This is a genomic window from Glycomyces tritici, assembly GCF_030403505.1.
The window spans coordinates 326,231-337,849 of the sequence record NZ_JAUEMJ010000001.1 but is presented as its reverse complement, the minus strand read 5'-3'; the positions used below and the strand labels follow the sequence as shown (position 1 = coordinate 337,849).

Below are 11,619 nucleotides of genomic sequence, written 5' to 3'. Positions count from 1 at the left end.
CACCCGCCTTGATGCGACCGCGCCCACACTCCCCGCGACTGTGAAACGCGCTCACCTGCTACGCCGCATCAGGCGTCCCGGAAAGCGAGATCACCGCCATGTGAACGTGTCCGCACGAAGCCCCTCGGCCGCTTTGCGAAAGCCGCGGCGGACCGCTTTTCCCGCGCCTGCGCGAGCGCTGGATATGCCACGGCTCATATGGTCTACTTCATATGCTGTGCAGAGCAGAGCGGGACGCTCTGGCAGACCGACCAATGGAGGGGACGAAGTGAACGCTCCGAGCAGCCCGGTGGACTCATCGAGCGTGGTGCAGCGACTCGGGCTCGAAGGCGTCGAGTCCGTCATGGAGATCGGCTTCGACACCGATGTCGACGCCACCTTGCGCAGCGCCGTCGTCGAGGCGGTCGGGGAACTCCTCGACGAGGACTCCGACGAGATCGTGGGCGCGGTCATCCTGTGGTGCCGTGAAGAGGACGGCGACCTGGTCGACCTCCTCCTCGACGCCCGCGATCCGCTCGCCGACGACGGCGTCGTCTGGCTCCTCACCCCCAAGGCGGGGCGGCCCGGCCACATCGAGCCGGCCGACATCGAGGAGTCCACGGCCCTCGCCGGCCTCAAGTCGACGAAGACCCTGAACGCCTCCCCGGACTGGGTCGCGTCCCGCATGGTCGTCGCCCGCCGCTGAGTCCCGGCCCTCGCGCGGGTCCGCTTCGGGCGGGCCCGGCGACCGGCCTGCGCGGGTGGCGCTAACGTTCAACGCGTCACCGACCACCGCCCTCTGCCGAGGGCCGCACCGCCAGGAGCGCGCATGCCGATCGAGACCGGAACCAAGGCCCCCGCCTTCACCCTGAAAGACCAGAACAACCAGGAAGTGAGCCTCGCCGACTTCCTCGGTGAGAAGCACGTCCTGCTCGTGTTCTACCCGTTCGCGTTCACCGGCGTGTGCGAGGGCGAGCTCTGCGGCATCCGCGACAACCTCGACGCCTACCAGAGCGACGAGGTCCAGGTCCTCAGCGTCTCCGTCGACTCCCCGTTCGCCCACAAGGTCTGGGCCCAGCAGCAGGGCTTCGAGTTCCCGCTGCTCAGCGACTTCTGGCCGCACGGCGCGGTCGCCCAGGCCTACGGCGTCTTCAACGACGAGAAGGGCATGGCGAACCGCGGCACCTTCGTCATCGACAAGCAGGGCGTCGTCCGCTTCGCCGAGATGAACATGCCCGGCGAGGCCCGCGACCAGGGCGCCTGGCAGAAGGCCCTGTCCGAACTGGCCGGCTAGTACGAACCGCGAAGGCCGCCGGGGAAGCCCCCGGCGGCCTTTTCGCGTCTCAACCCGCCGGGGTGCCCCCGCGCGGGTCCGCTTCGCCCCACGGGCTCAGGAACACGTACATCACCATCGGGAAGCGCTCGCGCAGCCGCGCCTCCAGCTCCCGGCAGGTCCGCTCGATCTGCTCGCCGCTCGCGCTGTCGCGGAAGTCGATCTTGGCCGCGATGATCACCGAGGTCGGGCCGAGCTGGAGCGTCAGCAGGTTCTGGACGGCCGTGATGTGCTCGCCCCCCTCGAGCTCGGCCCGCACCGCCCCGCGGAAGCGCGGCGGCAGGCTCTTGCCGATGAGCAGCGAGACGTTCGCGCGGCCGAGCGTCACCGCCACGACGAGCAGGAGCACGCCGATGAGGATCGAGGCCAGGCCGTCGTAGACCGGGCTGCCCGTGATCTCGGTGAGCGCCAGGCCCGCCGCCGCCAGGATCAGGCCGATGAGCGCGGCGAGGTCCTCCAGGAACACGGCCTTGAGGCTCGTGTCCGGAGTGTGCTGCAGGAAGGCCCTCGGCCGCACCGACCAGCGCTCCGATTCGTGGCGCAGCTGCACGATAGTCCGTCCGAATGAGACCGACTCGAGGACGAACGAGATCGCCAGAACGATGTAGGAGAGCAGGAAGTCGCCTTCGGCGCCGTCATGGAGCGAATGGAAGCCGTGCGTGATCGAGAACAGGCCGCCGGCCACGAAGGTGAGCGCCGCCGCGAGCGCGGCCCAGAGGTACGCGGTGCTGCCGTAGCCGAAGGGGTGCCGGTCGTCGGCGGGCTTGGCGCTGTTGCGCAGCGCGATGTAGAGCATGACCTGCGTGACGGTGTCGGCCGCCGAGTGCGCGGCCTCCGAGACCATCGCGGCCGAGCCGCCGAGGATGCCCGCGATGAGCTTCGCGAGGGCGATGCCGAGGTTCATGAGCGCGGCGACGAACACCGTCAGCACGCTCTCGGAGTTGACGGTCGCCGCTTGATCGCTCACGGCACCGAGCCTATGCGAGCGCGGCGCCCCGCGGCACCGGTTCGCCCGTGCGAAAACGGCGGGGCCGGACGCGGATCGCTCCACGTCCGGCCCCGCCGTTCCGGTCGGTCCTGGGCGCAGTGCCGGCCATTCGCTGCGGCACGGTGCCCTCGATTCGCCTTCAGCGCAGTGCCGGCTTTTCGCCTCCGGCACTGGGCCTCCTATTCGCTTTCAGCGAAGCCCCACTCGCCCACGTTGTAGAAGACCCGCATGGTGGTGGCCCAGTTGTCGCGCACGTTCACGACGTCCTTGTCCACCATGACCAGTTGCGGGGTCCACGCCAGCGGCAGCTGCACCGACTGGTCGAGCGAGATCTGCGCGGCCTCGTTGTTGAGCTCGGCGGCGCGGTCGCGGTCGAGCGTCGTCGCGAGCTCCGCCACGATCTCGTCCACCCGGTCGTCCTGGAACCCGGTGTGGTTGCCCTCGCCCCAGTAGTCGGCCGCAGAGGACGCGAACAGCGGGGTCTCGATCCAGGAGAACAGGATGAGGTCCCAGTCGCGGGCCTCCAGCACCGAGTTCAGCTCGCCGCCGGGGATCGGGTCGGTGGTGAGGTCGATGCCGAGGTCGCCCAGGTAGGTGATGACCAGGTCCTGGATGATCGGCGTGAAGGCCTCGCCCTCGATGCCGGTGCGGAAGCGCAGCGAGCACGGCTCGCCCTCGGGGGTGAGGAGCGCGTCGCCGTCCCAGGTGTACCCGGCCTCCTCGAGGATCGCGCGGGCCGCCTCCTGGTCGCCCGAGCCGAGACCGGAGTCCCCGATCTGGTCGGTGTGGTACTCCGAGCCGGGGCGGAAGAGCACGCTCGTCATCGTCTCGGTGCCCTCGAACGCGGTGCCGTAGGCGCGGGCGTTGATCTCGTCGGCGTTGATCGCCGTGAAGATCGCCCGGCGCAGCGGCTCGGCGGCGAGGAACGGGTTGTCGAAGTTCGCGTCGATGTGGGACCAGCCCGACTGCGGCGCGACGCTGTACTTGAGGTTGTCGTCGGCCGCGAGCTGGTCGAGGATCTCGGGGTCGAAGCTGGCCGGCGCGGCCCCGTGGATCGTGCCCTGCCGCAGCTCGGTCGCCATGGCGTCGGCGCCCTCGATGTACTTGAGCGTCAAGGAGTCGAGTGTGGACTGCTGCGAGCCCGTCCACTCGGGGTTCGGCACGTACTTCGCGTAGTCGCCCAGCACGCCCTCGGTCATCCGGAACGGCCCGGCGCTGTAGTCGAGGGGCGGGTTCTCCGAGAAGTCGGCGACGGAAGCGGCCATCACGGCCGGGTCGGTGCGCCAGTCGGCGTGCCCGCGGGCCTCGGCGATGTGCGCGGGGTGGGTGATGACCTGCGCCGCGTACCACTCGGCGTCGAGGTAGCCGTCCTCGTAGGTGACGACGACGGTGTCGGCCTCGCCCGCCTCGATGGAGGCCACATGGGACCCGTACTCGGTGGCGGGGGTGCACCCGGCGCACTGGGCCTCGTCGGTCGACGTGGCCTTCCAGTGCCACAGGAAGTCGTCGATGCCGATCGGGGTGCCCTCGCCCCAGGTCGCCTCCGGCTTGAGGTGGTAGGCCACCGTCAGCGGCTCCTCCGCGAGCAGTTCGGGCGCTTCGGAGTAGATCCCGTCGTTGTAGTGGATCTCGCCCGCCTGGTCGTACGTGAAGACCGTGGGGCGCAGCGGCTGGTTGATGATCGAGGTGGAGAGGCTGGAGCCGTAGATGTCGGCCTGGCCCCAGGCCTCCCACTTGCCGCCCACGGCCCAGACCAGGTCGCCGCCGTCGGCGCGCGGCCCGGAGTTGCAGGTGGTGGGTTCGGTCAGGCAGTCCTCGAAGCCGACGCCGGTCTGGGCGGTCTCGTCATCGCCGCCGCAGGCGCTGAGGCCCAGGGCCAGGACGGCGGTCGCGGCGGCGAGGCTGGTGGCCCGCAGGCCGCGGCGGGGTTCGTTCTCGGGCATAGCAGGCTCTTTCACGTCATTCCGGGGGAAGTGCTCACTGGCACGCATCACACCATAATGTCACCCGAAAAGAAAGTCAACTAAAACGATAGGAATACTAGTGTAAGTCACAGCGGACGGTCCCCCCGGGTTACGCCGCCCTGCCATAGGTCAAGCGCCGCAACAGGATCTCGGCCGGCCCCTGGTACGAGCGGCGCCGCATCGCCTCCGCGCACAGCAGCGACAGCACCCAGGTCCCGAACGCGACGAGCGCCGCCCCGGTGAATCCGGTGCGGCCCCCGAGACCGAGCGCGACCGGCGAGAGCACCGCGAGGAACACCACCGACTGGAACATGTAGAACGTCAGCGAGCGCTGGCCGACCGCGGCGATCGCGGTGGTGAGCGGGCCCCGCCGCTCGGCGGACCGGATCGAGGCGAGTCCGATCGCGGCGATGGCGCCCACGCCGCCGGCCAGGCCCGTCACCGCGTGCAGCGCACCGGCGAAGCCGCCGAGGAGTACGGAGGGCGCGGTCCAGTGGCCGGCCGTGATGAGCGCCCACGGCAGCCCGCCGGCCAGTGCCAGGCCGATGCCCCAGGCGGCGGTGCGGCGCAGGAGCGGCCGGTGGTCGCGCGGCGCTTCGAGGACGCGGCGACGGGCGGCCCAGATGCCGAGCGCCATGCCCGGCAGGACCTGCCAGCCGTAGGCGATCACGACGAAGAGCCAGCTGCCGAGGCGCGAGGCGGCCATCGCGCCGAACCCGGTGTCGTCGGCGGCGGGGTCGAACGCCATGAATGAGCCGGAGTTCGTCTCTCCCATGGCGATCAGGAGGAAGAACGCGCCCACGGCGAGCAGCGTCCAGGACGCGACGTGCAGGAGCGCGCGGTCGGAGCGGTAGAGGAGCCCGGCGAACAGGACCAGGGCGAACCCGTACACCGAGACGATGTCGACGCCGATGACCGCGGCGTGCGCGAATCCGATGAGGACGAGCCACCGGCCGCGGCGGCGCAGCAGCGGGCGGACCGTGCCCCGGTCCCCGCCGCGCGACTCCTGGCGCGAGGCCAGCTGCACGAGCCCGTAGCCGAAGAGGAAGAAGAACATGGGGCGGGCCCGGTCGTCGATGAGGAGCTCGCGCAGGAGCACCGTCGCCCGGTCGAGGTCCGAGGGCTCGTACGCGGGGGTGTAGAGCAGCAGGTGCGCGTGGGCGAGGGCGATCGCCAGGAGCATGAATCCGCGGCCGAGGTCGGGCGCGAGCGAGCGTTCTGACAGCGCGGCGGCCGGGGCCGGAGCGGCCCGCCCGGGGGCGTGGGTCTGCGACATCCCCCAACGCTATGAACGGTGCGGCGCAGGCGAATCGGTCCGCGGTACCTGATGCGCCGACCAAAGTATCGGGCCCGGAAACCGTGGTCACCGATCCCTTCATCCCATGTTCACCGCATCGAAATCGTTATCCTCGGCCTCTATCCAACCCTTTATCTATGGGTTAGATTTTGCCTTGTCTTAACTCGCGCCGGCGGCCCGCCGGCGTCCGAACCCCCGACCGCAAGGAGGCGGAAGACATGGTGGAAATGGCTCGATGGCGCAGAGGTGCCGGGCTCGCGGCGACGGCACTGCTCGCAGCGGCGGCCCTGGCGGCGTGCGGCGGCGGCGAAGCCGAGGACGACGGCACCCTCAAGATGGTCGTCTGGGGCGGCGACCTCGACAAGGAGACCTACCAGGCCCGCATCGACCTCTACGAGGCCGCGAACCCCGACACCAAGATCGAACTCCAGCTGATCCCCGCGGACAAGTACGCGCAGAAGGTGCAGACGATGATCGCGGGCGGCGACGGCCCCGACATCATGCAGGTGGCCGAGAACGTCAACTCCTACTCGTCCAAGAGCCAGCTCCTGCCGCTCGACGAGTACGCCGAGTCCGCGGGCCTGGACCTGGAGCAGCGCTTCGGTCCGGTCGGCGACCTCTACACCTACGAGGACCAGACGTACGCGATCCCGGACCGCTCCGGCGCGATGATCCTCTACTACAACAAGGACCTGTTCGACGCCGCCGGCGTCGAGTACCCCACCGCCGCCTGGACCCAGGAAGACGCCCAGGCCGCCATGGAGAAGCTGACCATCCCCGGTGAGCAGTGGGGCTTCTCCGGCGCGGGCTGGTGGGCCCAGTGGTGGAGCTTCGCCTACCAGAACGGCGGGCAGATCATCGACGACAGCGGCCAGCCCACGGTCAACTCCCCTGAGGTCGTCGAAGCGCTCCAGTGGGCCAACGACCTGCAGTACAAGTACCACTACGCGCCGACCGCCACCGAGTACGCTGACATGGGCCCGGACATGGGCGGCGACCCCGCCTTCGCCGCGGGCACCGTCGCGATGAACGCCACCGGCTTCTGGGGCATCGGCGGGCTCATCGAGTCCGACATCAACTGGGGCATCGCCCCGATGTGGGGCGGCAAGGAGCAGGCGGTCTCCGCCTTCGGCTCCGGCCTCTCCATCACCCGCGACTCGGACAACCCCGAGAAGGCCTTCGAGGCCATCGACTTCCTCACCGACGTCGAAGCGCAGACCGTCATCATCGACAAGGCCCAGGACGTCCCGGCCAACCTCGAAGTGCAGCAGTCCGACGCCTTCCTCAGCCCCGCCTGGGCCCCCGAGGGCCTGAACATGGGCGCCTTCGGCGAGTCCTCCGAGTTCATCTTCCGCGCCCCGTTCATCCCGGAGTGGAACGAGATGCAGGCGGCCTTCGACGACAACCTCGGCACCTTCTGGAACGAGGGCGGCGACGCCAAGACCGAACTGGACAAGGTCCAGACGCAGCTCGAATCGATCATCGAGTAGCGGACCCCGATGTCGAACCTCGTCGTCGACGAAGCCCCCGGCGCCGCGCGCGAGCCGCGCGGCGCCGGGAGGCGTCGCCCCAAGATGTCCAAGCGGCGCAAGAAGGAAGCCTTCTACTTCTGGCTCTTCATCTCGCCGTGGCTGATCGGATTCGTCGGGTTCCTGCTCGGCCCCATGATCGCCTCCGTCTACATCTCGCTGACGGAATGGGACTCCTTCACGCCGCCCGAATGGGTCGGCCTGAACAACTACACCAAGGCGCTCACCGAGGACCCCATCTTCTGGAAGGCCCTCTGGAACACCTTCTTCTACGCGGCGATCTCCGTCCCGCTCGGCCTCATCATCGGCGTGTGGCTGGCGAACCTGCTCAACAAGCGCGTTCGCGGCCGCAAGCTCTTCCGCACCTTCATCTACCTGCCCACGCTCGTCCCGCTCGTCGCGACCGCGATGGTCTTCAAGATGGTGCTCGCCCCGTCGGGCCCGCTCAACGACCTGCTCGGCTGGTTCGGCGTCGACGGCCCCGACTGGCTGCTCAGCACCACCTGGATCAAACCGGCGCTGATCATCCTGTCCGTGTGGGGCGCGGGCGGCGCCACGGTGCTCCTGCTCTCGGCCATGAACGGCATCCCGCGCGAGCTGTACGAGGCCGCCGAGATCGACGGCGCCAGCTCCTGGCGCCAGTTCTGGTCGGTCACGTTCCCGCAGATCACCCCGGTGATCTTCTTCAACCTCATCATGGGGCTGATCGGGGCGTTCCAGATCTTCTCGCAGGTCTACATCCTCGCCCCCGGCGGCAACGTCGGCGGCCCGGACAACGCCAGCCAGATGGTCGTCACGCTCCTGTTCCAGGAGGCGTTCTCCTTCTACCACTTCGGTTACGCCTCAGCCGTCGCCTGGCTGCTCTTCATCGTGATCCTGCTGCTCACGCTGATCGCGTTCCGGACCGCCGGCAAGTGGGTCTTCTACGAGACGGAGGTGAAGTGATGGCCGCCGTCACGCCGACCACCACACCCGAGCACACGGCCGCGAACGGCCGCAAGAGGAAAGACCAGGGCGACAACGCCCAGAAGCGGCTCTCGGTCTTCAAGGCCTCACCCGCCACCTACGCGGTGCTGCTCGTCGTCTCCGCGATCTTCTTCGTGCCGTTCGTCCTCATGGTCTCGATCTCGCTGGCGAGTGACCTGACCAGTTCGCAGAACGCGTTCACGGTCATCCCGAGCGAGTTCGAGTGGCGGAACTTCACCGGCGTCTTCACCGCGACCGGACTGCCCGTGGGGCGGTTCATCACCAACTCGGTCGTCATCGCGACCCTGTCCGCGGTGGGCCAGGTCGTCTCGTCCTCGCTCGTCGGCTACGCCTTCGCGCGCCTGCGCGCCCCCGGCAAGAACTTCATGTTCATCCTCGTGCTCGCCACCATGATGATCCCCGCGCAGATCACGATGATCCCGCAGTTCCTGCTGTTCAAGGAGCTCGGCTGGGTCAACACGTACCTGCCGCTCATCATCCCGAACTTCTTCACCAACGCGTTCAACGTGTTCCTGGTGCGGCAGTTCGTCTCCCGCATCTCCAACCAGCTCGACGAGGCGGCGCAGGTCGACGGCCTCGGCTACTTCGGCGTCTACCGCCGGATCATCCTGCCGATGATGTGGCCGATCCTCACCGCGATCGCGATCTTCACGCTCACGCACGCGTGGGGCGACTTCATGGGCCCGCTCATCTACCTCAACTCCGAGGAGTCCATGCCGCTCGCGCTCGGACTGCAGTACATGACGAGCACGAGCAACGCGATGCAGCTGCCGCCGTGGAACCTCATCATGGTCGGGTCGATCATCCTGACCCTGCCGATGATCGTCATCTACTACCTCGGCCAGAAGTACCTGTACGAAATGAACCTCCAAGGTGGAAGTGCTGGTGTGAAGTGACTGACCCGTCCACCGCGACCGTCCGGCTCGGACGCTCTGGGCTCGTCCTCGACGACCGCGAGGAAACCCTGCTCTGCGCCTCCCTGTTCTACTTCCGGCTCCCCCGCGAAGTCTGGGAGGCCCGGCTCGCGCAGGTGCGCGCCACCGGCTACCGCGCCGTCGACGTCTACCTGCCGTGGAACTTCCACGAGACCGCCCCGGGCGTGTGGGACTTCGAGGGCCGCCGCGACGTCGGCGCGTTCCTCGACCTCGCGCACGAGGCCGGCCTCGCGGTCATCGCCCGGCCCGGACCGTACATCTGCTCCGAATGGGACGGCGGCGCGCTGCCCGCATGGCTCGCGCTCGAAGACGGACTCAGGCTGCGCCAGGCCGAACCGAGGTTCCTCGCGCAGGTGCAGGGCTGGTTCGACCGGGCACTGCCGCTCCTCGCCGAGCGCCAGTGGGGCCGCGGCGGCAGCGTCGTGGCCGTGCAGCTGGAGAACGAGCTCGACTTCTTCGACACGCACGACCGCCACGCCTACCTGACCGCCCTGCGGGACATGGCGACCGGCCACGGCATCGACGTGCCGCTCATCGCCTGCGCCGGCCAGGGCGAGCTCATCGGCGCCACGGGCGGCGTCGAGGGCGTCGCCCCGGCGTTCAACTTCTACCCCGACGACCGCTCGCCGTTCGTCGAGGCCGAAGTGCGCCGCTACGCCGACCTGGTGGGCGCCAAGGGGCTCCCGCTGCTCGTCACCGAGACCAACCGGGCCCACACCACCCTGCGGCGGCTCATGGCGAGCGGCGCGACACTGCTCGCCCCGTACCTCCAGGCCTCCGGCTACGACTTCGGGTACACGCCCTCGGTCGGCAACTGGGGCGACCCCGGCGGGTTCATGACCCACGACTACGACTTCGGCGGGTTCCTCTCCCCGGTCGGCGAAGCGCGGCCCGAGACCGCCGACGCCCGATCGCTCGCGGCCCTCGCCCGCACCCTCGGCCCGGCGCTCGCCCGCGCGACCACCACTGCGGCGCAGGGCATCCGCGTCGACGTCGCCACCAGCGACTCCCCGTCCCAGCTGATCCTCGACGGCGGCGGCACCCTCACCGGGGTCCCGAACCTCTCCGAGGAAGCCGGGCTCGCGCGGGTCCCGACCGGGCTCGGTGAACTCCCGATCGCGCTCGCACCGCTCTCCTGCGCGCTCGTCCTGCAGGACCTGCCGCTCGCGGGCTTCGGCCTGCCCGGCGTGCTGCGGTTCGCGAACGCCGACCTCGTCGGCGCGGACGAGCACGGACTCCGATTCGCCTCGCGACTGCCGAGCACCGTCGCCTTCTCCGCTGAAGGCGAGACGCCCACCGTCGTCGACCTGGAGGCCCCGACAGCGGGCGAGCCGAAGCGGTACACGATTCGGACCGGTGCCACCGCATGGGAAGTCGAAGTCCTCCACCCCGAGGACGTGGCGACCCCGGACGGCACCGCGGGAGTCCTCTCGGCGCCGCCGCCCGAACCGGAGCCCCTCACCGAGGCGACCCGCATCGACCTCGAGACCCGCACCGGCGAGACCGAGGCCCACGAGCTCGCACCGAGCTCCGAGGCCGTCGGCGTCTACCGCGGCCGCACGCACTACACCGCCGCGGTCGCAGGCCTCGGCGAACTGCTCGTCGAAGGCGCTGGCGACATCGTCGACCTCGCCCTGGACGGCACCGCGCTGCCGAGCTTCGCGACGTTCGGCGCCACCGTCCGCGTCCCGCTCGCGGAGGCCTCGCGGCTCGACGCCACCGTGGAGACCTGGGGCCACGCGAACTTCGACGACTCGCGCCTGCCCGGCCTCGCGATCGGGTCGCTGCGCGGCCTCGGCCGCGTCTGGGCGATCGGGTCGAGCGAGGACGTCACCGCCCTGTGGACCGTCGACGGCGGCGAGCAGTGGGCGGGCGACCCCGCCCCCGTGCGGACCCTCGCGGGCTGGAGCAGCACCCGGATCGGACGCCCCGTCACCTACCGGCGCGCCCTGCCAGTGGACGGCACCGGTCACTACGCGCTGCACCTGGACGGCCTCCAGACCCCATGCGAGATCACTGTGGACGGCGCCTCCCGCATCGTGAGCCCGAACGACCCGTGGGTGCACCTCGCCCCCGGCGAGGGCCGCGAGGTCGCGATCACCATGGCGCACTGGCCGGTCGACAGCGGCGGTGCGACCCTGCTCCGCCTGGAGCCTGTGCGAGACTGGCAGGTCGAGGCGCAGCCCGACCACGCGCTGCTCGCGCTGTCCCAGAAGGACGGTGCCGGCACGGCGATCGCGCTCCCGCTCGAACTCGCTCCGGGAGAGGAAGCCTGGCTCGACCTGCCCGTCCCGTCCGGCGGGTGCTCCCTGCGGTTCGAGGGCGAGCAGGTGCGCGTCAGCGCGTTCGCGCGCGGCGAGCTGCTCGGGCGCGTGTGGCTCGACGACGCGGCCCGGCCGAAGTTCACCGGCGGGGACCCTGGTCGACTGTGGATTCCGGGATCATGGAACACCGGCGCAGTGCGCCTGCTGGTCCACGGCACCGCCGGCGGCGACCGGCCGCGCCTCGTGCGCGTCACCGCCGCCGCCTCGCCGGAATGACCTCAGGGGGCGCCCGGTGATCCCGACACCGCTCGGGATCACCGGACACCCCAGTAGCGAACCAGGA

The 11,619-nt window shown here is 69.9% G+C and carries 9 protein-coding genes; 6 read left to right on the top strand and 3 right to left on the bottom strand.

Going from position 1 to position 11,619, the window contains the following annotated elements:
• The first annotated feature begins 268 nt into the window (after positions 1-268).
• On the top strand, positions 269-685 hold the full coding sequence (locus tag QWI33_RS01570; RefSeq protein ID WP_289954180.1) for a DUF3052 domain-containing protein: 417 nt from the start codon (positions 269-271) through the stop codon (positions 683-685).
• 123 nt (positions 686-808) lie between these two features.
• Entirely contained in the window at positions 809-1,273 is a 465-nt protein-coding gene (locus tag QWI33_RS01565; RefSeq protein WP_289954178.1) for a peroxiredoxin, read from the top strand.
• Positions 1,274-1,322: 49 nt separating this feature from the next.
• Here QWI33_RS01565 and QWI33_RS01560 read toward each other — a convergent pair whose 3' ends face one another.
• From QWI33_RS01560 to QWI33_RS01550, 3 genes are all read right to left on the bottom strand, one after another.
• Positions 1,323-2,279: a cation diffusion facilitator family transporter gene (locus QWI33_RS01560; protein WP_289954175.1), complete on the bottom strand. Its 957-nt coding sequence runs from the start codon at positions 2,277-2,279 to the stop codon at positions 1,323-1,325.
• Positions 2,280-2,479: 200 nt separating this feature from the next.
• Positions 2,480-4,243 carry an ABC transporter substrate-binding protein gene (locus QWI33_RS01555; protein ID WP_289954174.1) on the bottom strand — a complete coding sequence of 588 codons (1,764 nt, stop codon included), beginning with the start codon at positions 4,241-4,243 and terminating at the stop codon, positions 2,480-2,482.
• Positions 4,244-4,373: 130 nt separating this feature from the next.
• A complete protein-coding gene (locus QWI33_RS01550) occupies positions 4,374-5,540 on the bottom strand; it encodes a DUF418 domain-containing protein (protein ID WP_289954173.1) in 1,167 nt (388 codons plus the stop codon).
• A 239-nt stretch (positions 5,541-5,779) separates the two neighbouring features.
• Here QWI33_RS01550 and QWI33_RS01545 point away from each other — a divergent pair, with 239 nt between their 5' ends.
• From QWI33_RS01545 to QWI33_RS01530, 4 genes are all read left to right on the top strand, one after another.
• The gene (locus QWI33_RS01545) at positions 5,780-7,051 is read left to right on the top strand and encodes an ABC transporter substrate-binding protein (protein ID WP_289954172.1); all 1,272 of its coding nucleotides are present in this window, start codon (positions 5,780-5,782) and stop codon (positions 7,049-7,051) included.
• A gap of 84 nt (positions 7,052-7,135) precedes the next feature.
• Positions 7,136-8,035: a carbohydrate ABC transporter permease gene (locus QWI33_RS01540; RefSeq protein WP_353895368.1), complete on the top strand. Its 900-nt coding sequence runs from the start codon at positions 7,136-7,138 to the stop codon at positions 8,033-8,035.
• Positions 8,035-8,973 carry a carbohydrate ABC transporter permease gene (locus tag QWI33_RS01535; RefSeq protein WP_289954170.1) on the top strand — a complete coding sequence of 313 codons (939 nt, stop codon included), beginning with the start codon at positions 8,035-8,037 and terminating at the stop codon, positions 8,971-8,973. The genes QWI33_RS01540 and QWI33_RS01535 overlap by 1 nt, the downstream gene beginning before the upstream one ends.
• Positions 8,970-11,552, top strand: coding sequence for a beta-galactosidase (locus tag QWI33_RS01530; RefSeq protein WP_289954169.1), 2,583 nt, complete (start codon positions 8,970-8,972; stop codon positions 11,550-11,552). Before QWI33_RS01535 ends, QWI33_RS01530 begins: the two co-directional genes overlap by 4 nt.
• Positions 11,553-11,619: the final 67 nt, after the last annotated feature.